At 67.8% G+C, this 25,269-nt stretch carries 20 protein-coding genes and 1 pseudogene; 13 read left to right on the plus strand and 8 right to left on the minus strand.

The window, feature by feature from the left end; all coding sequences use genetic code 11:
- Positions 1-162: 162 nt before the first annotated feature.
- Positions 163-1,134, minus strand: a complete 972-nt coding sequence (locus ACFWNN_RS40160) for a LacI family DNA-binding transcriptional regulator (protein WP_382445212.1) — start codon at positions 1,132-1,134, stop codon at positions 163-165.
- Between the two features lie 141 nt (positions 1,135-1,275).
- Here ACFWNN_RS40160 and ACFWNN_RS40165 point away from each other — a divergent pair, with 141 nt between their 5' ends.
- The 12 genes from ACFWNN_RS40165 to ACFWNN_RS40220 all read left to right on the plus strand — a co-directional run bounded on the left by ACFWNN_RS40165 (position 1,276) and on the right by ACFWNN_RS40220 (position 17,710).
- A complete protein-coding gene (locus tag ACFWNN_RS40165) occupies positions 1,276-3,162 on the plus strand; it encodes a glycoside hydrolase family 127 protein (protein WP_382445230.1) in 1,887 nt (628 codons plus the stop codon).
- A gap of 30 nt (positions 3,163-3,192) precedes the next feature.
- Entirely contained in the window at positions 3,193-4,428 is a 1,236-nt protein-coding gene (locus ACFWNN_RS40170) for an ABC transporter substrate-binding protein (protein ID WP_382445231.1), read from the plus strand.
- A 3-nt stretch (positions 4,429-4,431) separates the two neighbouring features.
- Positions 4,432-5,253, plus strand: coding sequence for a carbohydrate ABC transporter permease (locus ACFWNN_RS40175; protein ID WP_382445213.1), 822 nt, complete (start codon positions 4,432-4,434; stop codon positions 5,251-5,253).
- Entirely contained in the window at positions 5,250-6,041 is a 792-nt protein-coding gene (locus ACFWNN_RS40180) for a carbohydrate ABC transporter permease (RefSeq protein WP_382445214.1), read from the plus strand. Before ACFWNN_RS40175 ends, ACFWNN_RS40180 begins: the two co-directional genes overlap by 4 nt.
- Positions 6,042-6,058: 17 nt before the next feature.
- On the plus strand, positions 6,059-6,880 hold the full coding sequence (locus ACFWNN_RS40185) for a hypothetical protein (protein WP_382445215.1): 822 nt from the start codon (positions 6,059-6,061) through the stop codon (positions 6,878-6,880).
- Between the two features lie 4 nt (positions 6,881-6,884).
- Entirely contained in the window at positions 6,885-9,317 is a 2,433-nt protein-coding gene (locus ACFWNN_RS40190; RefSeq protein WP_382445216.1) for a beta-L-arabinofuranosidase domain-containing protein, read from the plus strand.
- Between the two features lie 11 nt (positions 9,318-9,328).
- The gene (locus ACFWNN_RS40195) at positions 9,329-10,741 is read left to right on the plus strand and encodes a glycoside hydrolase family 43 protein (RefSeq protein ID WP_382445217.1); all 1,413 of its coding nucleotides are present in this window, start codon (positions 9,329-9,331) and stop codon (positions 10,739-10,741) included.
- Positions 10,720-13,533, plus strand: a complete 2,814-nt coding sequence (locus ACFWNN_RS40200) for a discoidin domain-containing protein (RefSeq protein ID WP_382445218.1) — start codon at positions 10,720-10,722, stop codon at positions 13,531-13,533. The genes ACFWNN_RS40195 and ACFWNN_RS40200 overlap by 22 nt, the downstream gene beginning before the upstream one ends.
- Positions 13,534-13,754: 221 nt before the next feature.
- Positions 13,755-14,912: a right-handed parallel beta-helix repeat-containing protein gene (locus ACFWNN_RS40205; protein WP_382445219.1), complete on the plus strand. Its 1,158-nt coding sequence runs from the start codon at positions 13,755-13,757 to the stop codon at positions 14,910-14,912.
- Between the two features lie 186 nt (positions 14,913-15,098).
- Positions 15,099-15,779, plus strand: a complete 681-nt coding sequence (locus ACFWNN_RS40210) for a response regulator transcription factor (protein ID WP_382445232.1) — start codon at positions 15,099-15,101, stop codon at positions 15,777-15,779.
- Entirely contained in the window at positions 15,779-17,155 is a 1,377-nt protein-coding gene (locus ACFWNN_RS40215; RefSeq protein ID WP_382445220.1) for an ATP-binding protein, read from the plus strand. The genes ACFWNN_RS40210 and ACFWNN_RS40215 overlap by 1 nt, the downstream gene beginning before the upstream one ends.
- 90 nt (positions 17,156-17,245) lie before the next feature.
- Positions 17,246-17,710: an SgcJ/EcaC family oxidoreductase gene (locus tag ACFWNN_RS40220; protein WP_382445221.1), complete on the plus strand. Its 465-nt coding sequence runs from the start codon at positions 17,246-17,248 to the stop codon at positions 17,708-17,710.
- A gap of 366 nt (positions 17,711-18,076) precedes the next feature.
- Here the strand turns inward: ACFWNN_RS40220 and ACFWNN_RS40225 are convergent, their stop codons facing one another.
- The 6 genes from ACFWNN_RS40225 to ACFWNN_RS40250 form a co-directional block, all read right to left on the minus strand.
- Complete coding sequence (locus tag ACFWNN_RS40225; RefSeq protein WP_382445222.1) at positions 18,077-18,811, minus strand: DUF1963 domain-containing protein; 735 nt, start codon at positions 18,809-18,811, stop codon at positions 18,077-18,079.
- A gap of 452 nt (positions 18,812-19,263) precedes the next feature.
- On the minus strand, positions 19,264-20,274 hold the full coding sequence (locus ACFWNN_RS40230; RefSeq protein ID WP_382445223.1) for an ABC transporter ATP-binding protein: 1,011 nt from the start codon (positions 20,272-20,274) through the stop codon (positions 19,264-19,266).
- Positions 20,271-21,803 carry an ABC transporter permease gene (locus ACFWNN_RS40235; protein ID WP_382445224.1) on the minus strand — a complete coding sequence of 511 codons (1,533 nt, stop codon included), beginning with the start codon at positions 21,801-21,803 and terminating at the stop codon, positions 20,271-20,273. Before ACFWNN_RS40235 ends, ACFWNN_RS40230 begins: the two co-directional genes overlap by 4 nt.
- Positions 21,800-22,867: an iron ABC transporter substrate-binding protein gene (locus tag ACFWNN_RS40240; RefSeq protein WP_382445225.1), complete on the minus strand. Its 1,068-nt coding sequence runs from the start codon at positions 22,865-22,867 to the stop codon at positions 21,800-21,802. Before ACFWNN_RS40240 ends, ACFWNN_RS40235 begins: the two co-directional genes overlap by 4 nt.
- 90 nt (positions 22,868-22,957) lie before the next feature.
- Entirely contained in the window at positions 22,958-23,623 is a 666-nt protein-coding gene (locus tag ACFWNN_RS40245; protein WP_382445226.1) for a FadR/GntR family transcriptional regulator, read from the minus strand.
- 76 nt (positions 23,624-23,699) lie between these two features.
- The gene (locus tag ACFWNN_RS40250; protein ID WP_382445227.1) at positions 23,700-24,098 is read right to left on the minus strand and encodes a BlaI/MecI/CopY family transcriptional regulator; all 399 of its coding nucleotides are present in this window, start codon (positions 24,096-24,098) and stop codon (positions 23,700-23,702) included.
- An 84-nt stretch (positions 24,099-24,182) separates the two neighbouring features.
- Between ACFWNN_RS40250 and ACFWNN_RS40255 the strand changes: the two genes are divergently transcribed.
- Positions 24,183-25,115 carry a M48 family metalloprotease gene (locus ACFWNN_RS40255; protein ID WP_382445228.1) on the plus strand — a complete coding sequence of 311 codons (933 nt, stop codon included), beginning with the start codon at positions 24,183-24,185 and terminating at the stop codon, positions 25,113-25,115.
- A gap of 4 nt (positions 25,116-25,119) precedes the next feature.
- Here the strand turns inward: ACFWNN_RS40255 and ACFWNN_RS40260 are convergent.
- A pseudogene (locus ACFWNN_RS40260) lies at positions 25,120-25,269 on the minus strand (deferrochelatase/peroxidase EfeB); the annotation flags it as partial.

Consider the following 25,269-nt stretch of genomic DNA (forward strand, 5'->3'; position numbering starts at 1 on the left):
CGCTCGCTCGCTGAGGTGCGGTGATCAGGTAGTTTCGTCCCGCAGGCATGATCGTGGACGTGGCACTGCGACTGCTGTACGTCGACCTTGTCCAATTGGGTTGCCGGATCGTTCTGCGCGGCGGCCAAGGACGTGGTGTTGCGGATCTTCGAGCGGGTGACTTCAGGCGGTCGACTCGCGCACGACGAGCCTGCAGGGCTGACGGACGACGCCTGCGCCCGGCGTGCCCTCGATCGCCGCGAGAAGGTGCGTCACGGCGTTCGTGCCGAGCTGATGGAGGTTGAGGTCGATCGTGGTCAGCGGCGGCCTGCAGTCGGCGGCGAAGATCTCCCAGTTGTCGTAGCCGATGATGGCGATGTCATCGGGCACGCGTCGGCCGAGATCGGTGAGCGCCTGCACGGCACCGCTCGCGATCTGGTCGTTGCCGCAGAAGATCGCGTCGACCTCGGGGGCGGTGGTCATCAGCAGGCGGGCGGCGTGTCTGCCCCAGCGCTGGGACCAGTCTCCGTGCAGGGGCTGACCGCCGGCCAGCTCCAGGCCGTGTTCCTCCAGGACCGTGAGCACGGTGGCGGCGCGATCGCGGGCGGCGCGGTAGGAGTGGGGACCGGTGATGTGGGCGATGTGCTTGCGGCGCAACGCGATCAGGTGCTCGATCGCGAGTCGTGCGCCACCCTCGTCGTCGGAGACGAGACTGAGATCGTCCGGGTTGGTCGACCTGCAGTAGACGTAGACCGCGGGTACCGGGATGTCGGCTGTCAGCGACGCGCGGACGTCGTTGCTGTCGCCGACCACGATGAACCCGTCGACCTGGCGCGCGAGCAGGGTCCGGATGTAGTGGTTCCGGCGGATCGCGTCGCCGCGCGTGTCGCACAGCAGAATCGACATCTCCTGGTTCGAGAGAGCGGCTTCGGCGCCCAGCAGGATGGGGATGGCGAACCGGCCGTCGAGTTCGTCGGTGAGCAGTCCGATGGCGCGGGTGCGTCCGGCCACGAGTCCCTGCGCGAGGACGTTGGGCTGGAAGGACAGTTCGGCCGCCGCGCGGATGACGCGGGCTCGGGTGGCCGCCGCGACCTCGCCGCGGTTGTTGATCGCCTTCGAGGCGGTGGCGATCGACACGCCCGCTCGCTTGGCCACTTCGCCCAGGGTCACCGTCTCTGAACGCTTTCTGCCCATCGAAAACCTTTCGAACGTCATTCGACTTTTCATTCGACGATCTGTGCAACGAATGGCGCATTGTCGAAATCGTTTTCGGACACCAGAGTGCGTCACGTGGCGATGATGCGCAACACCCAGTCGATCCGCGGCCCGGTGGTTCCGGAGCGCGGACTCCTTCGTCCACTTGGGACAGACGAGGTGCGCGTCGTCGGCGGTTTCTGGGCGCAACGCCAGCAGGTCAACGGCGGGGCGACGCTCGGGCACGCGCTGGAGTGGCTGGACGAACTCGGCTGGACCGGCAACTTCACGTCCGTCGCGAACGGTGCCGGGTCGCGGGAGCGGAGAGGACGCGAGTTCTCCGACTCCGAGGTCTACAAGATCGTCGAAGCGATGTCCTGGGAGCACGGCAGAACCGCCAACAGCGACCTCGACGCCCGGATCGACGCTCTCACGTCGGCGTTCGGTGTCGCGCAGTTCGAGGACGGTTACCTCCACACCGCGTTCGGGAGGCCGTGGCAACGGCCGCGCTACAGCGACATGGCGTGGGGACACGAGCTCTACTGCGTCGGGCACCTGCTGCAGGCGGCTGTCGCTCGCACGAGGACAGCGGGCGCCGGGCCGTTGCTCGACATCGCCCGCCGTGCCGCCGACCACGTGTGCGAGGTGTTCGGACCGGACGGGTCGCCGAGCGTCTGCGGGCATCCCGAGATCGAACCGGCGCTGGTGGAACTCGCGCGGCTGACAGGCGAGCAACGCTATCTCGACCAGGCCACCTTGTTCGTCGACCGCCGTGGTCATCGCACCCTGCCCGCGCACGAGTTCGGCTGGTCCTACTTCAGCGATGACATCCCGGTGCGCAAGGCGACGGTGCTGCGCGGACACGCTGTGCGTTCGCTCTACCTGGCGTGCGGCGCGGTCGACGTCGCGGTCGAGACGGGCGACGACGACCTGCTGGCGGCGGTGATCGAGCAGTTCGACCGCACGTGGGCGCGGCGCACGCACATCACCGGCGGCATGGGGTCGCGGCACCAGGACGAGGCGTTCGGCGACGACTTCGCACTGCCCGCCGACCGGGCGTACGCCGAGACGTGCGCAGGCGTCGCGACGATCATGCTCGCGCAACGGCTGCTGCTGGCCACCGGAGAAACACGCTACGCCGATGTCGTGGACCGGTTGCTGCACAACCTGATCGCTGCGGCGATCAGCGATGACGGCCGGAGCTTCTTCTACGCCAACACGTTGCACCAACGCACACCTGCTCAGGCACAGGGCGACGGTGAACGGCTCGACGTCGGCGGCGGGCTTCGCGCGCCCTGGTTCGAGGTGTCGTGCTGCCTGCCCAACATCGCCAGGCTGCTGGCGAGCCTGTCGTCCTATCTCGTCACCGCGGACGACACGGGGCTGCGGCTGCACCAGTACGCCGACTACGACGTGGTGACCCGGCTCGCCGATGGCGGTCCGGCCGGGCTCGAGGTGCGCACGTCGTACCCCGAGGGAGGAGACGTGGCCGTGCGGGTGACCAGGAGCGGCGGCACGCCCTGGTCGATCAGTCTGCGCGTGCCCGGCTGGGCGGCCGGTGCGGTGCTGGTCCTCGATGACGAGCGTCGCCCGGTCGCGCCAGGTGACGTCGTGCTGAACCGCGAGTGGGCCGTGGGGCAGGAGATCCGGCTGGAGTTGCCCGTGCGGCCGAGGTTCACCTGGCCGGATCCGCGCATCGACGGGGTGCGCGGCTGCGTCGCGATCGAACGAGGCCCACTCGTGATGTGCGTCGAGTCGCTGGGCGACATCGATCTCGACGCACTGCGCGTCTGCACCGGGCGCGACCCGGAGCAGGCCGGTGACGGTGCGGTGGTGCGAGCGAGGTTCGACGCCGCGAGGGAGTCGTCCTGGCCCTACGGCGAACCGGCTGACAGGCCCGGCACGCTCGCACCACTGCACCTCCTGCCGTATCACCGCTGGGCTCGCCGGGGTCCGGCGACCATGCGGATCTGGTTGCCCACGACCTGACCACGTCTCAAAGGAGAGACCGTGAAAGCGATGCTCGCGGCAGTCGTCCTGGTGCTGGCCACCGCGGCGTGCGGGGCGGAGAAGCAGGGTGCCGCCGACGACGGGACGACGCTCACGTTGTGGACGCGCGCCGCTACCGAGTCGGTGTCCAAGGCGTACGCGGACGCCTACAACGCCGGTCACCGCAACAAGATCGAGGTCACCGCCTACCCCAACGAGGAGTATCCGGCGAAGCTGGCCTCCGCGGCGGGCGCCAGGTCGTTGCCCGACCTCTTCGCCGCCGACGTGGTGTTCGCACCGCAGTACGCGTCACAGGGTCTGTGGGCCGACATCTCCGACCAGTTCTCGGCCCTGCCGGTCAAGGACTCGGTGGCCCCCTCCCACGTGCGTGCGGGTACGTGGGAGGGCCGCAACCACGCGGTGCCGCACACCATCGACCTGTCGGTCATGCTCTACAACAAGGACCTGTACGCGAAAGCCGGCCTGGATCCGGAGAAGCCGCCACGCACGTTGCAGGAGTTCGCCGAGCACGCCCGCAAGATCGACGAGCTCGGCGGGGACGTGCACGGCACGTACTTCGGCGGGAACTGCGGTGGCTGCATCGAGTTCACGCTGTGGCCGTCGGTCTGGGCGGCCGGTGGTGACGTGCTGGACACCGACGGGCGGAGCGCGCGAGTCGACTCGCCGGAGATGGCGGGTGTGTTCGCCCTGTACCGAGATCTCTACGACGAGGGTGTCGCGTCGCCCGGGTCGAAGGGGGAACAGGGACCGACGTGGCTCGGTGCGTTGCAGGGCGGGAAGGTCGGCATCGCGCCCGGCCCGTCGGTGTGGCTCGACGCCATCGAGGCCAAGGGCGTGAAGACGGGCCTCGCCCCGATTCCTGGACTGACCGGTGGCGAGTCCACCTTCGTCGGCGGTGATGCCATCGGCATCGGGGCCACGACTGCGAAAGCCACGCAGGCGTGGGACTTCCTCGCCTGGACGACGTCGGAGGAGGCTCAGGTCGAGGTCATCGCCCAGCGCAAGGGAGTGCCCTTCCGCACCGACCTCGCCGCGAACAAGTACTCCTCGGCGGATCCGCGGCTCGTGACGGCCAACGGGTTGGTGGCCAAGGGGAAGACGCCGTACGCCCGCAACTTCAACGCCACGTTCAACGATCCTCAGGGCCCGTGGCTGACCACCGTGCGCGGTGCGTTGTTCGGCGATCCCAGTGCCGCACTGATGGCGGGCAACGACGCGATCAACCAGTCCCTGCGGAAGGAGTGATCCGTGCGCAGGCGAGCGGTGACCGGTGCTCTCTACGCCACGCCCGCCGCGGTGCTGGTGGGGCTGTTCTTCGTCGTACCGCTGCTGCTGATCGCGTGGATGTCGCTGCACCGCTGGCCGTTGCTCGGCAACCCCAAGCTCAACGCTCCCGACAACTACAGCGCGATCGCGGACAACGCGCTGCTGGGTTCCGCAGCCTGGTTCACCCTGCGCTACACGGTGATCATCACGATCCTGCTGTTCGTCGTCGCGTTCGGGCTCGCGCTGCTCGTGCAGAACCGCCGCAGGGGAGTGGGTTTCTTCCGCACGGCGTTCTTCCTGCCGGTGGCGGTGGGATTCGCCAGCGCGTCCCTGCTGTTCCTCGGCCTGCTGAGTGAGGAGGTCGGGCCGCTGCCGTTCTCCGGTGACAGCCCGGCGCTGGGGTCGGTGGTGCTGCTCGTGCTGTGGAGGTTCGCCGGGTTCAACATGTTGATCCTGCTGACCGGGTTGCAGGCGATCCCGGTCGACGTCTACGAGGCCGCGCGCATCGACGGCGCGACGCGCGGGCAGATGTTCCTGCGGATCACGTTGCCGTTGATGCGCCCGACGATCGCACTGGTCCTCACGATGATGGTCACCGGGTCGCTGCTCGCGTTCGACCAGTTCTGGATTCTCACCAGGGGAGGACCGGACAACAGCACCACCTCACTGGTGATGGTGATCTACCGGGAGGCGTTCGTCCGGCTCGACCTCGGTTCGGCGGCCGGGATCTCGGTGGTGCTGCTGGTGCTGCTGGCCGTGCTCAGCTCACTCCAGTTCGCCTTCCTGCGGAGGCGGTCGGCATGAGCCGGTGGAGCTACTACGTGACCGGGACTGCGCTCGCGATCCTATTCCTGTTCCCACTGGTGTGGAGCGGGTGGGCATCGGTGCGCACGGACTCCGGGTTCGGAGCGGAGAACTACGCGCGGCTGTTCACCTCCAGCAACGGGATCCGGCCGGTGCACGTGCTCAACAGCATCGTCGTGAGCGCGTTGACGGTGGGGGGCACGCTCGTCGTGGCCACCTTCGCCGGGTACGCCTTCGGCCGGTTCCGCTTTCCCGGCCGGGACGTGCTCTTCCTGCTGACGCTCGCGATCCTGATGGTGCCCTACGCGACGATCCTGATCGCTCTGTACGTCCTGCTCGGCTGGCTCGGCCTGGAGGACTCCCTGGTCGGGCTGAGCCTCGTGCTGATCGTCTTCCAGTTGCCGTTCTCGGTCTTCATGATGCGCAACAGCTTCGAGGCCGTGCCGATCGAACTCGAGGAGTCCGCGCGCGTCGACGGCTGCACGAGCTTCGGCACCCTGGTCCGCATCATGCTCCCGGCGGTCCGGCCAGGGCTGGTCACCGTCGGCCTGTTCGCGTTCCTCACCTCCTGGAGCGAGTTCTTCGCCCCGCTGATCCTGCTCAACTCCACCGGCAAGTTCACCGCGATCCTCGCCGTGGTCAACATGCGCACCGCGAGCCACGGCTCGATCGACTACGCCGCGCTGGAGGCCGGCGTGGTCTTCATGGCGGTGCCCTGCCTGGTGCTGTTCGCCTTCCTGCAACGAAGTTACGTGCGCGGATTCACTTCCGGCGCGCTGAAGGGCTGACGAAAGGAGAGACGAGGATGTCTCGACTGTGGAAAGGGCTCGTGGCCGCGATCTTCGCGGCGGTGATGGCGGCGAGCGTGGCGGCGCCCGCGAGAGCGGACACGTGGAACCCGCCCGCGAACCTGGTGACTCCGCTGAACCAGGTCTGGCAGCACCAGGAGAGCACCTACGGTGACCTCTACGGCTTCCGCAACTACGGGTGGGACCAGGTCTTCGCCAACGGCGGCTACCTCAACTTCTGCGTTCGCTGGGACTCGCCCGCCTCGGTGACAGCGGCGCAGCGGGACGCGATCCACGCCCAACTGTCCCGCCAGTACAAGAAGTGGATGGACGTGATGGCGGGCCACAACAACTGGCCGTACGCCACCGTGCCGATCAAGGTCGTCGGCTGGGCCGTGCGCGACCGGGCCCAGTTGAAGTGGACGGACAACTCCGTCGACATCTACGTCAACGACATCAGGGAGAACGCGCCGCAGTGCTCGGAAGGGTGCGGCAGGTTCTTCAACCGCAACGGCTCGTACCCGCGCTGCCCTGGTGGCGTCGCGCGGCACTACGACCAGTCGTTGTGGCTCACGGCCGGCTTCGGCGGCGGCGCCGGCGGTGACTGGGGCCAGCGGATCGGCAGCGAGTACTACCTGGCCAACCTGAACTCGTCCGACGTGCACATCCTGCTGCACGAGATAGGCCACACGTTCGGCCTGGACGACTTCTACGACTGGACGCCCAGCGGTGTCGGCGGGTTCATCATGAAGGCGGGCAGCTCAACGGTGATCACCGAGTTCGACAAGTGGATGCTGCGCGACTGGTGGCGGCACCTCAAGAACCGTTACGGGCGCTGAAGCCGTGGCCACCCCCAACCGACGCACGGTTCTGCGTGCGGGCGCGTTCGCCGTCGCGGCGGCGGCGTTGCCCGCACGCGCGCTCGCCGCGGCACGCCCCGACTTCGGGGTCTCCGCCGAGCTGTTCCCACTCGGGTCGGTGTCCCTGCTGCCGGGACCGTTCCGCGACAACACCACCCGCACCCACTCCTACCTGAAGTTCCTCGACCCCGAGCGTCTCCTGCACACGTTCCGGCGCAACGTCTCGCTGGCGTCCGGCGCGGTCCCCTGCGGTGGGTGGGAGTCACCCACCACGGAACTGCGCGGTCACTCGACGGGGCACGTGCTCACCGCGCTCGCGCAGGCGTTCGCCGCCACCGGCGACCAGGCCTTCGCGACGAAGGCGAACTACCTGGTCGCACAGCTGGCGATCTGCCAGGACCGCGCCGGAACAGCCGGGTTCAGCACCGGCTATCTCTCCGCGTTCCCGGAGACCTTCATCGGCAGGGTCGAGGCGCGTGAACAGGTCTGGGCGCCCTACTACACCCTGCACAAGATCATGGCCGGCCTGCTCGACGTGCAGCTGCTGATCGGCAACACGCAGGCGCTGACCGTGCTCACCGGGATGGCGGCGTGGGCGGCCTGGCGCAACGGCAGGCTGACCCAGGCTCAACGGCAGAACATGCTCGACACCGAGTTCGGCGGCATGAACGAGGTGCTGGCGAACCTCTACCAGCTCACCGGCGATCCACAGCACCTCACCACCGCCCAGTACTTCGACCACGCGGAGGTCTTCGACCCCCTGGCGCAGAACCGCGACGCGCTGAACGGCTACCACGCCAACACCCAGATCCCCAAGGCGATCGGAGCGATCCGCGAGTACCACGCCACGGGCACGGCGCGTTACCGCGACATCGCGAGCAACTTCTGGGAGTTCGTCACGGGCGCGCACAGCTACGCGATCGGCGGCAACTCCAACGGCGAGTACTTCAAGGCACCCGGCCGCATCGCGACCGAGCTCTCGGACAGCACCTGCGAGTCCTGCAACTCCTACAACATGCTGAAACTCACCGCGCAACTGTTCCGCGGCAATCCCGCGGACGCGCGGTACTTCGACTTCTACGAGAAGACGCTCTACAACCATCTGCTGGGCGCGCAGAACCCGGATTCCGAGCACGGCCACCACAGCTACTACACCCCGCTGCGGCCCGGCGGAATCCGCACGTACAGCAACGACTACAACGACTTCACCTGCTGCCATGGCACCGGGATGGAGACCAACACGGCGCACACAGGCCGCATCTACGCCCAGTCCGGCTCCACTCTGTACGTCAACCTGTTCATCGCTTCGACCGTGACGTGGCGCGGTTTCACCGTGCGACAGGAGACCACGTTCCCGGAAGCCGGCAGCACGAGGCTCACGGTGACCGGATCGGGCACGATCGACCTGCGGGTGAGGATCCCGTCCTGGGCATCCGGCGCACAACTGCGCCTCAACGGCACACCGCAGGCTCAGGTCAGTCCCGGCAGCTACGCGCGGATCAACCGCACCTGGACCAGCGGGGACGTCGTCGACCTCGGCCTCCCGATGGCGCTGACCCGGGAGTCCACTCCGGACAACCGGGCGGTGCAGGCGGTCCGGCACGGGCCGATCGTGCTGGCGGGCGCCTACGGCAGCACCAACCTCTCTTCGATGCCGGCGCTGCAGCCGTCGACGATCAAAGCCACCTCGACGCCGTTGCAGTACACGGCGACGGCGAGCACCGGCCAGGTGACGTTGCTGCCGTTCTACAAGGTCCACGGCCAGCGGTACACGGTCTACTGGACCGTCGCCGCGGAGACCCCGCCGTTCATCGCCCACTACCCGTTCGACGGCAACGCCAGCGACGCCACGGGCAACGGCCTGAACGCGGTTCTTTCAGGTGGAGTCGCGTGGACGGCAGGGCGCACGGGGCAGGCGGCGGACCTGTCCGGCTCCGGTGCGCACGTGCAGCTGCCCGGCGGTCTCCTCGCCGGAGCGGCGGCGTTCAGCATCGCCACCTGGGTGCGGCTGGACTCGGTCTCGCCCTGGTCGCGCCTGTTCGACTTCGGCTCCGGAACCGGCGCGTACGCCTTCCTCACCCCGCTCAGCCCGGCGGGCGGGGCGAGGTTCGCGGTCACCACCGCAGGTGCGGGTTCAGAACAGCGCATCGACGCGCCGTCACCTCTGCCCCAAGGGGTGTGGACGCACGTCGCGGTGACTCAGAACGGCGATCTCGGCGTGCTGTACGTCAACGGCGCCGAGGTCGCACGCAACGCCGCGCTGACCGTCCGGCCTGGCAACACCACGCAGAACTGGATCGGGCGCTCGCAGTACGCGAACGACCCGTATCTAGACGGCGCCGTGGACTCCTTCCGGATCTACGGCCGCGCCCTCAGCGCCGCAGAGGTCGCGAACCTCCACTCCACCGGTTCCTAGAAGGAGGATCGATGCGCGCCACCCTGCTGGGCGCCGCGATCGCACTCGTCGCGGGCGTTGTCGTGGCAACGCCCGCGCACGCGGCCAACCCGGTCATCACCTCGATCTACACGGCCGACCCCGCCCCTCTGGTCGTCGGCAACACCATGTACATCTACGCCGGACGCGACGAAGCGGCGACCGGCCAGTCGAACTTCCTCATGCGCGAGTGGCGCGTGCTGTCGTCGACCGACGCGGCGACCTGGTCCGACCGGGGCGTCAAGGCGAACATCGGCACGTTCCGGTGGGCCGGCGCCGACGCCTGGGCCAGCGAGGTCGAACCCCGCAACGGCAAGTACTACTGGTACACCTCGGTCAACGGCAACGGCGCGGGCTGGATGGACATCGGCGTCGCGGTCGGCGACAGCCCGCTCGGACCGTTCACCGACGCCAAGGGCGGGCCGCTGATCAGCGACAGCACCCCGAACTCGTCCGGGCTCAACATCGACCCCACCGTGTTCACCGACGACGACGGCCAGGCGTACCTCTACTGGGGCGGCTACTGGGGCGTGCGTGCGGCGAAGCTCAAGTCGAACATGATCGAGCTCGACGGCCCGGTCGTGACCCCTCAGGGGCTGACGGACTACTGGGAAGCGCCGTTCATGTTCAAGCGCAACGGCCTCTACTACATGATCTACGCGGCCAACGACACCAACGGCTGCGTGACCTCGTCCAGCTACGCGTGCCAGCGGTACGCCACGGCCACCAACCCGATGGGACCGTGGACGCACAGGGGAGTGGTCCTCGGTCAGGTCTCGTCGACCACCAACCACGCGGGTGTCGCCCAGTTCAACGGCCAGTGGTACATGGTCTACCACAACGCGAACGCGCCCGGCGGTGGCAACTTCCGCCGTTCCGTCGCGGTGGATCTGTTGCGCTTCAACACCGACGGCACCATGCAACGCGTCACCCAGACCACCGCCGGCCCGCCGCCGAACCCCGGTACCGGCACTGGCGGCAACGTCGCACCGAGCGCGACAGCCGGCACGTCCTACGTGTCTCCCTGGGAGAACCTGGCCGCGGTCAACGACGGGGGAACCCCGGCGAGCTCGGCGGACCGGTCGAACCCCGTCTACGGCAACTGGCCCGAACGCGGCACGCAGTGGCTCGAGTACACCTGGCCGTCCGCACAGCAGGTCAGCCGCACGTCCGTCTACTGGTTCGACGACAACCAGGGCATCGACCTCCCCGCGTCGTGCCGCCTGCAGTACTGGACCGGCACGGCCTACGCCGACGTGCCCGGCCAGTCGTCCTGCGCGACGGCGGCGAACACCTTCAACACCGTCACCTTCCCCACCGTGTCCACGACCCGGTTGCGGTTGAACATCACCGCCAGGGCCGACCTCTCGACGGGAGTCCTGGAATGGCAAGCCTTCGCCGCCTGACGGCACCCGCGCTGGCACTGGCGTTGATCGCGGGGCAGACCGTTCCCGCCTCCGCCGCGCAGCCCATCGGCTATCCCACGTTCACCGGTCCCTCCATCCCCGCGCCTCCGGTCGGCTACAGCACCGCAAACACCATGCGGGCGATCTACGACGCGGAGAGCGCGGGCACCGACTTCTGGATGGACCGGTTGCTCGCCCGGCCCGGCAGCGACCCGGCTGGCAACTTCCTGATGACCCGCGGCCGCGGGTTGTTCATGTACACCCACAACCCCGCCGTGATCGGGTTCGGCGGCCGATCCGCCTACTGGGACGACATCAGCGGCCAGAACGCCTACTCGGTCGCGTTGTCGCCCGGCACGTTCACCGAGCAGGTCGGCAGCCGGGTCCAGAAGCCCAGCCACTACAAGGGCGTCTTCACCAGCGGGTCGATCCGGGTGGAGATGACGAAGTTCATCACCCACAACAACGTCGCCGTCACGAACCTGGCCATCGTCAACACCGGCGGCGCGGCCGCGACCCTGCAGTTGCGCGCGACCTCGCCCTACGCGACGACAGCGAGCGGCAGCGAACTCACGGGCAGTAGGCCGGTGAAGAACAACCTCACGACGATCCGGCCGCGCCTGTCCGGCGACGGGTTCGGGGTGAACAACGGCGGGCTGGACCGCTCGGTGACGATCGGCGCCGGGCAGACCGTCACCACCAAGGTGGCCATGGGCTTCCTCACCACGGAGATCCCGGAGTCGGCGACCGAGTACCAGGCGTACCGCGGCTACACCCCCGAGACGGCGTTCGCCACCCACGTGCGCACCTACAACCGCTGGTGGGCCGACAACATCCCGTACATCGACGTGCCGGACGCGGCGATCAAGAAGAACATCTACTACCGCTGGTGGCTGATGCGCTTCAACCACCTCGACGTCGACATCCCCGGCCAGGACTACCAGTTCCCGATCTCGGTCGAGGGCGCCACCGGGTACAACAACGCGATCGTGCTCACCCAGCCGATGCACATCGACGACCTGAAGTACCTGCGTGATCCCGTCTATTCCTACGGGCCGTGGCTGTCCGCCGGGCAGACCTCGCGTGGCGGTCGGTTCATGGACAACCCGGGAGACCCCGAGAACTGGTCCAACTCCTACACCCAGTACATCTCCGAGGCCGCATGGCGCGCGTACCAGGTGCACGGGGGACAGCCCTCGATCGCCGCCCTGCTGGCGCGGTACGCCGAAGGTGACGCGAAAGGACAGCTCTCCTTCTACGACACCAACAACAACGGTGTGATCGAGTACGACTGGGGCGCACTCACCGGTAACGACGCCGACGCCGTGTCGTTCGACTGGCGAGCAGGCAGACTCGACCGTGCCGAGACGGCCTACGTGTGGAGCGGCGCCGTTGCCGCACAACAGGCCTACGCGCTGGCCGGCAACACCACGAAGGCATCCGAGATGCAGGCACTGGCCGATCGCATCCGCAACGGCGTGATCAACACTTTGTGGAACCCGGCGCGGCAACTGCTGGAGCACAAGCACGTCGCGACCAACACGCACGTGCCGTGGAAGGAGATCAACAACTACTACCCGTTCTCGGTCGGCCTGATGCCGAACACCGACCAGTACAAGCAGGCGCTGCGGCTGTTCGCCGACCCCGCCGAGTACCCGGTCTTCCCCTTCTACACGGCGAACCAGCGAGACAAGGCAGCGGCCGCCGCAGCCGGGCACCCCGGTTCGAACAACTTTTCCACGATCAACTCGACCGTGCAGTTCCGGCTGTACTCCTCGGTGCTGCGCAACTACCAGAACCAGTGGATGTCGCCGGAGGACTACAAGAAGCTGCTGTACTGGAACACCTGGGCGCAGTACATCGGCGGCAACACGCAATGGCCCGACGCCAACGAGTTCTGGGCCGACTGGAACGGAAGCACCATCCAGTACCGGTCGTGGATCCACCACAACATCCTCGGCAGCAGCAACTGGACCGTCATCGAGGACGCCGCCGGCCTGAGGCCGCGCACCGACGGGCTGATCGAGCTCTCGCCCATCAACATCGGCTGGTCGCACTTCGCGGTCAACAACGTGAGGCACCGCAACGCCGATCTGAGCGTCGTGTGGGACGACCCGGCTGACGGCGTGACGCGCTACAACGGTGTTCCGCAGGGCTATTCCGTGTACCTCAACGGAACGCGCGCCTTTACCGTGGACCGTCTCACCCGCGTGCTCTACAACCCGGCGACGGGACAGGTCACGCTGCCGTCCGGCGGCTCGGTGGTGTACCAGGCGACGGTCGGGGGAGTGCAGGCCCCGCGTGACGTCGTCCAAAGCAGCGCGCGAATGGTCGACGTGTTCGCCAAGGCAGGCGTCGACCTGACCTCCACGCGGCCCAACCTGGCACAGGGCGCGGCGGTGTCGGCGTCCTACACGGCTTCCGGCACGTCGACAGGGGCCGCGGTGGACGGCTTCCCGATCAACGATCCGATCTGGGGCACCTCCGGCTCGCCCAACGGCACTGACTGGTACGAGGTGAACTTCGGTCAGCAACGCACAGCCGGTGAGGTCCGGCTGCACTTCCGCGACGACCGCGCGGGCAACCGCTACCGGGCGCCGGCGGCGTACCAGGTCCAGTACTGGAACGGTGGCAGCTGGGCCGACGTGGCAGGACTGACCAAGACCCCGTCCGCACCACAGGCCAACTTCAACCTCGCCCGCTTCACTCCGGTGAACACACAACGGCTGCGAGTGGTGCTGACGCACGCCTCCGGGTTCCGAACCGGACTGACAGAGGTGAAGGTTTACTGAGCAATCGAAGGAAGTGACTCGAAAGCGAGCGGTCAATCGAATGTCGAACAGTGTCGAAGAAAGCACGCGTTGGATTCGAGAATTCGACTCCTGTGAATCTCGATCTGTTCGCCGTTGTGAACGTCCTCGCTCTTTCGTTGCGTGCTGGAAAACAGTGCGTTAGCTTGCTGGGGGAGCGCTCCCTTCCGGTGTGAGTCGTGAAAGGGAGAAGTGTGATGATGATGAAGAAGTCCTTGGTGGTGGCCGCGGCCGGTGTTCTGGTCATGCCGTTGCCCGCGGCCGCCGCCGACAGCGTTCTGTACGTCTCGCCGAGTGGCCGTGACACCGCGGCCGGCACCATCTCGGACCCGACGACACTCACGCGGGCGATCACGCGGATCGCGTCGGGCGGGACGGTCTACCTGCGTGGCGGTTCCTACGCCTTCAGCAAGACGGTCACGATCGCCCAGGGCAACAACGGTACGGCCGGCGCGCACAAGAAGATCGCCGCCTACCAGAGCGAGAGGCCGGTGCTGAACTTCGCGGCCCAGACCGAGGCCTCGGAGAACCGCGGCCTGGCGGTCAACGGCTCCTACTGGCACGTCCAGGGCATCACGGTGGAGCGAGCAGGCGACAACGGGATCTTCGTCGGCGGTAGCAACAACATCCTCGAACGCACCGTCACCCGGTTCAACCGCGACACCGGTCTGCAGCTCTCGCGCATCGCCTCCGACACGCCGCGCGGCCAGTGGCCGGCCAACAACCTGGTGGTGAGCGCAGAATCGCACGACAACGCGGACTCCGACGGGGAAGACGCCGACGGATTCGCGGCGAAGCTGACCGTCGGCTCAGGCAACGTGTTCCGCTACGCCGTGTCGCACAACAACATCGATGACGGCTGGGACCTCTACACCAAGAGCGACACCGGCGCGATCGGACCGGTGGTCATCGAGGACTCGCTGGCGTACCGCAACGGCACGCTGAGCAACGGCGGCCAGGCGGGGAACGGCGACCGCAACGGCTTCAAACTCGGTGGCGAGGACATCGCGGTGAACCACGTCGTACGCCGCACCATCGCGTTCGACAACGGCAAACACGGGTTCACCTACAACCGCAACCCCGGCTCCATGAGCGTTTCGAATAACCTCAGCGTCGACAACGACGAGCGCAACTTCTCCTTCGACGCCGGCAGTTCGGTGTTCCGCACCAACACCTCGTGTCGCAGCAGCAAGGGCACCAACGACAAGACGGCTGGCAACGTCGACGGCTCCAACCAGTTCTGGTCCGGCAGCAACGGGTCGCGGTGCTCGACCTTCACGGGAGCTCTCGGCTGGTCGTTCGCCTCGGACGGGCGTCTCGTCGTGACGCTCGGGGGCAAACCCGTCGCGCTCCAGGTGTGAGCCGATCTGTTCGTCCAGTTCGGACTCTGGTGGCGCCTGCTCTGAGGAGCCCGGGAGCTGCGCGTTGTCCGAATCTTTACGCGCTCTTGGAGTTCCTCTGCACCGGGCGCCGCCAGGATGGTCGTGGTGGGACTCGCCGACGTCGACGGAGGATGGGACATGCCGGAGACGGGTGATCCGACCGCGATGACCAAGGTGCTCCTCGTAGAGGACGACTCGGCGATCGCGGAGTCGTTGGCCACCGGCCTGGCGCGGTACGGGTTCGCGGTGCAGTGGGAGAGCACCGGTTCCGCCGCGCTGGCCGCCTCCGGCTTCGAGGTCGTGTTGCTGGACCTCGGGCTTCCCGACATGGACGGACTTGACCTGTGCCGGGAGCTTCGTCGTCACACGGACGTGCCGATCATCGTCATCACCGCGCGCTCCGATGAGATCGACACGGTCGTCGGTCTCGAGGTCGGGGCCGACGACTACGTGTCCAAGCCGTTCGGCGTCCGGGAGATCGTCGCCCGCGTCCGAGCCGTGTTGCGGCGCTATCGGCCACGGACGGCTTCGGGGCCTGGTCATGCCGGTGAGTCCGGAACTGTGGTGGGGCGGATGAGGCTGGACCGCCGTGCCCGGCGGGTGTACGTCGACAGCCGCGAGGTTCCGTTGACGCTCAAGGAGTTCGACCTGTTGTCCTTCCTGGCCGAGGACCTGGGAGCCGCCTTCACGAGGGAACAGATCCTGGAGGCCGTCTGGGACGCGCACTGGCACGGACCGACCCGCACGCTGGACGTTCACATCGGCACGTTGCGGCGCAAGCTGGACGGGGTGGTGAACATCGAGACGGTGCGCGGTGTGGGATTCCGGCTGGAGGTCCTGACCTGATGCAACGCCGGCTGGTGATGGCATCGCTGACCCTGGTGGTGATCGCGCTGGCGGTCTTCACCGTGCCCGTGGGCATCAGCCTGGCTGAGCTGCTACGGGGCAACCTCCTTGAGATCGTGCTCAGAGAGGCCAGGACCATCGCCTTCCTCCAGGCTGACGGCGGTTCGGAAGCGGCTCTGCGGTCGTTGCGGGGCGAGTTCGAGGTCCAGTCGCACGGCAAGGTCGAGCTCGTTGACGAGCGGAGACGTCCGGCGCTGGGACGTCCCGTGGACGAACCGGACGCGCCGGCCCTGACGGGCGCGTTGCGGGGACAGGAGAGTTTCAGCTGGCAGGACACGTCGTCGCTGGGTACTCCGGCGCTGGTCGTCACGGTGCCGGCCCGCACAGGAGATGGACGTGTAGTCGGGGCGGTCCGCCTCAGCTATCCGACGAGCGAACTGGAAAGTCAGATCCGCACCATCTGGATCTTCAGACTGGGCGCCGGACTCGTGACGCTGGCGATCACCGCAGGACTCGCGGTGATCATGGCGAGGTCGTTGACCAGGCCACTGCGGTCGCTTCAGCAGGCGGCCACCAGGTTCGGCCAGGGAGACCTCACCGTCCGAGCTGACGAGATCGGTCCGGAAGAGACTCGCAAGGTTGCCAGGGCCATCAACATCGGAGCTCACCGGATCGACGGGCTCGTCGCGGCGCAACGCGCCTTCGTAGCCGATGTCTCCCACGAGTTGCGTTCGCCGCTGACCGCGTTGCGGTTGAGCCTCGACAACGTCAGGGACGGCGTCGAGGGCCAGGATTCCGCGCCCGCACTCGACCTCGCCATCACCGAGGTCATCAGGCTTTCGCGACTCGTCAACGACCTCCTTTCCCTCGCGCGAGCACAGGCCAACACCGTCCAGCGCGAGCCACTCGTGCTGGACGACATCGTGATCACCAGGGTGCGCGCCTGGACCGCGGCCGCGTCGGACCGAGGTATCGAGCTGCGTTGCGTGGTCGACCCGTCCGCGGTGCACTGGTCCGCCGTGCTCACACCCGGCCACGTGGAGCAGATCCTCGACAACCTCGTGACGAACGCACTGGATGCCGCTCCGAACGGCACAGCGGTCACGGTGAGTCTGACCCGTGATCGTGATGCACTGCTCGTCTCCGTGGTGGATCAAGGACCCGGCCTTGACGACGAGCAGAAAGCCAAGGCCTTCGACCGCTTCTGGCGCGGACATCCGGGTGGAACGGGCTTGGGGCTGTCCATCGTCCGTCAGCTGGTCGACGACAACCAGGGGACCGCGACCCTGCTCACAGCGCCCGGCGGCGGTCTCGAGGTCCGGCTCCGGTTCCCGATCCATCATTCGTCGGGAAGACGCGATCGTGCGGAAGATTGACTTCGTCCTGCTGTTCTCCTGACAAGGCGTTGCAGGGGCGGCTCCGAAGCTGGAATCACCGGCGATCGCCGGGATACCGGACGGAGGAACATGTCGAAGCCCCTCATCGCGACCGCAGCAGTGGTTCTGCTGCTGGCAGGAACCGGCGTCGCTCAGGCCATCGAGCCACGAAGGGACGCCGCTGGGCGACCGAGCGCGACCGAGTTGTTCGACCGGTGGAACGCGAGTCTCGCCACCGGTGACCCCCGCAGGGTCGCGAACATGTACGCCGCCGACGCGGTTCTGCTCCCCACCGTCGCAGGCCACGTCCACGACACCCGAGCCGAGATCGTTGAGTACTTCACCGGCTTCCTCGCCCTCAAGCCGCGCGGCACGCTGGTCGAGACGAAGCAGCGCGCGCTCGGCGGCAAGGCGCTGGTCCTTTCCGGACTCTACGACTTCGCCATCACCCGTGACGGAGCACCCGAGACCGTGCACGCCCGTGTCACGTTCGTCTTCGAGAAGCGAGGTCACGACTGGAAGATCGTGGAGCACCACTCGTCCAAGAAGCCGTGACCTGAACCGGGAGCGGCGACCGCACCGCATCCACTGTCGTCTGGCCGACGATCTCGCCGGCCAGACGACGTGCAAGACCAGAAGTGTGGTCCGAAGTCGCATCTCAAATCGTTTGAGGTCCGAGAGGCGATGAATACCCAGTCTTGCCGGCGACGCCACAACCTGGTCAACATAGGCCATCCGCAGCTTCGGCGCCGAGACGGCGACCATGCGCGCCTACGCCGTGCCTGCCGGGAACACGAGCGACCGGCCGGACGGTCTCAACGACCATGCTTACGGCCGGCTCAAGCGCCTGAGGCGGCCTGAACGGTACTTTGGTTGCGGCCCAAGCTGATCGTAGAGAGAACTGTTGAACGTTCTTGTGGCTTAAGGGTTGTAGTCCGCGAGGAAGAGAACCTGTTCAAAGCGTCGTGCGACCAGATCGTGTCGGCGGATCATCCAGAACATGGTGGCGCCGCCAGAAGCGGGGTGCTCCACGTCGAGTTCGGCCAGCAGAATCCAGTCGTGATCGTCGCTCGCGGCGTCGCCGGCCACGCTGTAGGCGGCCATGTCGGCAGGGTTCATACCGTTGCACGCGGTGCCATGGCCGCCGAGCAGGAACCTCCTGCCCGAGCTGCCCCAGTCTGTCGCGAGCGCCTCCACCATCATCTCTGTTTCGTCGACGAACGGCAGAGAAAGCCCAGGTACGAGCCGTATGTCACCTTGCGGGAATTGGTCGCACACCTCGTCGAAGTACGGAGAACAGGTATGGGCATCGGGATGGAGGCTTCGTTCGCTCACCTCAGTGCCCGGTGGGACGTACAGCACCTCACCACTGTCGTCTTCCTCGGGATAGCCGAAGAACAGCAGTTGCCCGTCGGGCGGCAGCACGAGGTCGGTCACACCGGGTGGTATGGCAGCGCAGGCGATCGTCGCCACGAGAGGTAACCAGCAGTCGCGAACCTGGTCGGGAACCAGGAGCGGTCCGCCGAAGTGGCCTACGACCTCGCCGTCATCGCGGTGCACCCCGCACAACCGGACACGTGGCGCCCATCGCCCCACCTCGGACTCGGCGAACCCCAACCCGAGTGCCTTGGTGCGGAACTGGTCATGAATGGTCAATGTCCTCTGGCCCCTTGATCAGTTTCAGGACGATGCCGCGTGCCTGTCGCCTACACAGTGGTCGATTTGGTCACCCACAGGCAAGACGGCCAGACGGCCGTCAAACGCCCTGTCGAGCGCGCGTTCGGCACGGGGTTTCCGTCCGTACTGTCCAGTGTGCGCGGTCGTGGGCTTCATCGCCGAGGGCAAGGTCCTGGCGCTCGGAGTGACGAACTTCGCCGCGTGGCAGATATCCGAGCTGACGAGCGCGGGCTGACCCGACCCGTTGTGGCACAGCAGTTCTACAACCTGCTCGACCGTCGTGTCGAAGACCTGGAGCACTGCCCGCACGAACGGCCTCGTCATGGTCTGCAAACCCGTTCGGCGGCGGGCTGCTCGCCGGCCGGCACCAGTACTCCGACGAGCCCGCGGTCGAGGAGGAACCCGTCGCACTCTCGGTCGCCAGGTAGCCGCTAGGTCGTGTGGAGGAGCGCGGCACCGTCGACCACCAGTCGAACCGTCCCGCCACGCTCGACCGCGGTGGTGCCGGGGACCCTGGCGACAACGGTCGACGTGTCCGGAAGCTGGAGTGAGACCAGCAGGTCGTGGCCGTGGTACTCGATGTCGAGGATCGTCGCCGTGATCCCGTGACCGTTGGGGGAGAAGCGGATCTGTTCCGGGCGGACCAGTACGGTGAACCGGTCGCCGGCCGGTGGGTCGGCGACCGCGACCTTCCCGAGCGGCGTCGTGAAGCCCTCGGGCGTGCGCTCTGCGGACAGCGAAACGGCGTCTCCGACGAAACTCGCGACCCACGGCGTGAGCGGGGACCGGTAGATGTCCGTCGGCGGACCGGCTTGCACCACGGAGCCGTCTCGCATCACCGCCACCAGATCAGCCATGGACAACGCCTCGTCCTGGTCGTGGGTGACGAGGAGCGCGGTCGCACCGTCAGCGAGCAGTGCCTGCCGGACGTCACGGCGCAGGTCCGCGCGGAGGGTGGCGTCGAGCGCGCTGAACGGCTCGTCGAGCAAGATCAGCGGTGGGCGCGGGGCGAGCGCCCTGGCGACCGCGACCCGTTGTTGTTGCCCGCCGGAGAGTTGATGCGGCCAGCGGGCCCCGTGGTTCGCGAGGCCCACCAACGCGAGGACCTCGTCGACGCGATCGCCGGAACGGGTGGCGCGGTCCAGTCCGAACGCGACGTTGGCGGCGACGGTCAGGTGCGGGAACAGGCCGCCTTCCTGCGGGACGATCGCGATTCGCCGCCGGTGAGCGGGGACGCGGGTCACCGGTGCGTCGGCCACGTGGACCTCGCCGCGGTCCGGTCGTTCAAGACCGGCGACGCACCGCAGGAGCGTGGTCTTCCCGCAGCCGGACGGGCCGAGGATCGCCGTCAGCGTTCCGGCTGGAACGTCGAGATCGACGTTCCGCAACGCGGCTACGTGGCCGTAGGACTTGGTGAGGCCGACCAGGCGCAGCGCGGTCATGGGCGAGGTTCCCTTGCCAGGATTCCGGTACGGGCGACGAGCGCGTAGGCCGGGACGGCGGACAGCAGGACGAGGAGCGCCGCGTATGGCGTGGCGGCGGCGTAGGCGGCGACGGTGGTGTGGGTCCACAGTTCGGTGGCGAGCGTGTCCACGCCGGTCGGGCGCAACAGCAGCGTGGCCGGCAGTTCCTTCATCGCGTTGAGGAACACCAGAGCGGCTCCTGCTCCGATGCCGGGCAGGACCAGCGGGAGGGTGACCGTCACCAGGACACGGACTGGGTTTCGGCCCAGCGAGCGAGCGACGTCCTCCAGAACGGGTGGCGCGTGTGCGGCGGCGCCGGCGACGGAGGCCATCGCCAAAGGCAGGTACAGGGCGGCATAGGCGAGCGTCAACAGCCAGGACGTCTGGTAGAGCGGCTGGACGACGTTGATGCCCAGGAACACGACGGAAAGCCCGACGACCAGGCCCGGCAACGCGTGCGTGAGGTAGCCCAGGCGCTCGAGCACCGTCGCTGCGAGGCTCTTCGACCGTGCCGCGAAGAGCCCGAGCGGTAGCGCCAGGAGCACCGTGAGGGCCGCGCCTGCCGAGGAGAGCATCAGGGAAGACGTTGCGGCAGTGGCGATCTCGGTCCACGCGCCGGGCTTGGACACACCGGACGCCATGCGTACGCCGAGGCTTGCCGCCACGATGCCCAACGCCACCGCGGCGACGGCGAGCAAGGCCAGCGCCGTCGGCAGTTTCCCAGCGCCCAAGGACAGCCTGCCTGCCGGGCGACGGGCTCCGCCGAGAGCGGAGTACCGAGCGCCTCGACGCCGGGTGGTCGTTTCGGCGGTGAGGATGAGCAGCGTCAACACCAGCAGGACGCACGAGAGGACCAAAGCTCCGGTGCGGTCGAAGCCGAGGTCGAACGCCACGAAGATGGCGCGGGTGAACGTGTCGGCGCGCAGCACGGCCACCGCGCCGAAGTCGGACAGGACGTAGAGGGCGACCAGCAGGCCGCCGCCCGTGATCGCCGGCCGGACCTGCCTGACCGTGACGGTGAGGAACGTCCGCCACGGTGAAAGCCCCAGGGAACGGGCGACTTCCTCCTGCGCGGTGTCCGCGGTGCGGAGCGCGGCGGCGACGGGCAGGAAGACGTACGGATAGGAGCCCAGCGTCAGCACCAGCGCCGCGGCGCCAAAGCCCTCAAAACCGTCCACGGTCGAGGTCCAGGCGAACGCGGCGACGTAGGACGGGACCGCCAACGGCAAGGCGGCCAGCACGGCGAACATCCGTCGGAACGGCAGGTCGGTGCGCACCACGACAACGGCGGTCGCCGTACCCAGGATCAGACAGGCTGCCGTCACAACCCCGGCGAGCGCGAGGCTTCGCAACGCGAGTTCGGCGACCCTGGTGGTGAACAGTTCCGAGGCGATGCGGTCCCAGCCTGCCTCGGCGGTGCGAATCACGAGGTAGGCGAGCGGGATGAGCGCGACCGCGACTGCGGCGGTCGCGCTCCACGCCAACGGCGAGCGGTGCGCGGGGATCAAGGAACGAGGCCCGAGTCCTTGATCAGCTTGACCGTCGAGGCCAGATCGTCGATGTCGTTGAGGTCGACCTTCGGCACGTTCAGGCTGTCGAGCGCGGGAACGAACGCCGGAGCGGCGACGCCGGCGACGACGGGGTACTCGAAGGTCTTCTCGACGAAGTACTTCTGGCCTTCCGCGCCGAGCAGGTAGTCGACGAACGTCCGGACGTCGGCGTCCTGGGCCGCGCGCTTGAGCACGCCCACGCCCGCGATGTTGACCAGCGCGCCGCTGTCGCCGCCGGGGAAGAAGTGCAGGCGCGACTTGAGCGCGTCGGGCGCCTTGCCCTGTTCCTTGGCCAGTTCGCCGAGGTAGTAGTGGTTGATGAGTCCGACGGCGATCTTGCCGGACTCGACCTCTTCCATGATCTTGGCGTTGCCGTCGCGGATCTGGGGCTCGTTCGCGGCCAGTCCCTTCAGGAACTCCTGCGCCTTGGCCTCTCCGTGCTGGACGGTCACCGCGGTGACGAACGCCTGGAAGGACGCGTTGGTCGGAGCGACGCCGACCTTGCCCTTCCACTTCGCGTCGGTGAGCTCGAAGACCGACTTCGGCAGATCCGCCGGTGGCGTGGTCTCGGGGTTGTGGACGAGGACGCGAGCCCGCGCCGTCACACCGACCCACTCACCGCTCTTGGCCCGGTAGACCTCGGGGACCTTGCCGGTTACGTCCGACGGCTGGGCGACGAACAGCCCGGCCTTGGCGACCGCACCCAGCGCACCGGCGTCCTGGGCGAAGAACACGTCGGCGGGGGACTTGTCACCCTCTTCGAGCAGCTGGGTCGCCATCGCCGATGTGCCCGCGTATCTGGTCTCGACCGCGATCCCGGTCTGCTTGGAGAACGCCTCCAGCAGCGGCTTCACCAGGTTCTCGCTGCGTCCGCTGTAGACGGTGATCTTCTTGTCGGACGGTGCCGCCGCACTCGAGTCGCTCCCCGCGGGCGCGTCGCCGGAGCTCCCGCACGCTGTCATCGCGGCGGTCAGTACGGCTGCCACCAGGGCAGCGGCGGGACGACGTGCAACTCGTCGCATAACAAACGCTCCTCAGGGCATGAACCGAGCAAAACGGTCATCTACTTCCCTGTAGAAGATAGCTTAGGCTTAGCTAATGTCCAGTCCTGTTCAGGCCACATCCCGGTCAAGCAGGAGGCCGTGGCCCACGTGGCGGCCGGCCGCGCCCCGGGCAGCCTCGGCATCCCCGCGTCGGATCGCCTCGAAGATCTCGACGTGGTCCGCTTGGCGGTCCGTCGGCCGGTGTGCCGGCGCGTGGCGCAGTGCCGCCAGGACGGATCGATGAATCTCGCCGAGCAACGGGTTGGCCGCGGCGAACACGGCTGAGTGGAACGGGTTCGGGGTGGTGCCGGTGCGCCCGGTGGCCGGGTCGAAGGATGTCGTCCAGCGCAGCGGTGAGTGGAGTGCGAGCGAGTCGCGGATGAGATCGAGTTGTTGCTCGGTGTGCTGCGTCGCGGCCAGGCCCGCCGCCTCGGTCTCCAGTGCGCGCCGCAGTGAAAACGTCCACTGTGGAGGCTGGGTGTCCAGGTGGGAGAGCAGCGTCGCACTCAGGGCCGATCGCTCGCGGACGAACGTGCCGCGGCCTCGTGCCGACTCCAGGATGCCGTTGCTGATCAGCACCTTGACTGCCTGTCGCACGACGGCGAAGGCGAAACCGCTGTCCTTCACCAGATGCGACTGGATCGGGATCCGGGAGTTCAGCGGCCAGGTCCCGTCCTCGATCCTGACTCGCATCCAGTCGATGGCGTCGTCGCAGCGCGACCGCTCCTGCGACATGTCCTGAGCCCTTCATCTGAACTGCTACATGCTTGTAGAAGTTCAGCTTAGGGCGGCCCGAGGAGAAGGGGCAAGGTCAGTTGCCGAGTTCGCCCAGCAACTCGCGCAGGAGCTGCTCGTCCTGAGGGCTCAACGAGTTCACGAACCGGGCGAGCACCGGGCCGTGATCCTCTTCGCTCTCCAGCAGACGGCCCATGCGCCACGCGGTCAGCGCGGGAGGATCGGCGACCGCCGAGTACCGGTACGCGCGGCCGTCGCGCTCCCGGGAGACGACCTTCTTCTCGTGCAGGCGGGTGAGCGTGGTCACGACGGTGCTGTACGCGAGTGTGTCGGTGGTGTCCAGGAGATCACGCACCTCACTGGGCGTGAGAGCGCTGCCGGAGTCCACGAGTGCTTGCAGGACCTGGGAGGCGAGCGTGCCGGGCAGACGGCGAGCGGGCTGCTGGCCTGCCTTCCCCGGCCTGTCGTCGGTCACAGGACCGAATCGTACAGATCATGCGGGGTCCTGGCGGGCGCGGCGCCGCGTGTGAGACTGTGCGACGAGCGGAGGAGGATGCCCGTGTTCGACCACTTCGCATGGTCTGTGCTGGTCACGCCGGTGCTCGTGGTGGTGGGCACGTGGCTGCTCGCGGACCGCTTGCGCCCCGACCTGGCGCTGCGGGTGTTCGCCGGCGCCGCGGCGGTGGCGGCCGCGGCGAGCACCGTCAACGTCGTGGTGTTCGGGCTGAAGGCGTTGGCGGAGGTGCCCGCGATCGCGCAGGCCGGCGGCTGGTCGTACGAGGTCGTGGTGGCCGACACCGCTCATGTGCCGTGGGTGTCGTGGCTCTCGCTCATCTGGTCGTGCGTGGTCGTGGTCGCCGTGGCCATCGCCTGCGTGCGGCGGCGCGCCGCGCTGAGGGCCGTTCGATCCGAAGTGGACTGGCTGGAGCCGCGTGGTGACGTGGTCACGGTGCACGACGACCGGATCGAGGCCTTCGCGCTGCCGGGCGCGTCCGGGCGGCGCGGCCGGATCGTGGTGACCACGGGGATCCTCGACGTGCTCGGTGAGCAGCGGAGCAAGGCTGTCATCGCACACGAACGCGCGCACCTCGAAGGTGATCACGCCTGGCTGTCGTGGGTGACGAGGCTCGCCGCGATCGCGCACCCGGTGCTGTGGCCGGTGGCGCGCAAGCTGGCCTACGTCGTCGAGCGCGCCGCCGACGAAGCTGCCGCCGCAGAACTCGGTGGAGATCGCCGGGACATCGCGCGGACCATCGCGGTGGCCGCACTCGCCGCCTCTCGCACGGGCAGCAGACCTCGCCCGCATCACGCGCTCGGTGTGCTGGGCACCGCTGGGGCGGTGCCGCTGCGCGTGTCTGCACTCATGGTGCCCGGCGAACGACGGCGCTGGCCCGCTCTGCTGCCGGTGCTCGTGGCGGCCGGCACCGTGTTCTGGACCGGTGAGTGCCTCTACGACCTGCACGAGTTGCTGGTCCTCGCCTCGGTTCGGTGATCGTTCACGCGAAGAGCGTGTCTCCCCAGTACCCGCCTTCCTTCACCCCAGGCGGGACGGCGAAGTGCCCGGAGCCGGTGTGCTCCACGTACTCCATCATGTCGTCCTTTGTGGACAGCGCCTGCTGCATCGGCACGAACTGCGTGCGCGAGTC

The organism is Lentzea sp. NPDC058450 (assembly GCF_042721395.1).
Lineage (GTDB): Bacteria > Actinomycetota > Actinomycetes > Mycobacteriales > Pseudonocardiaceae > Lentzea.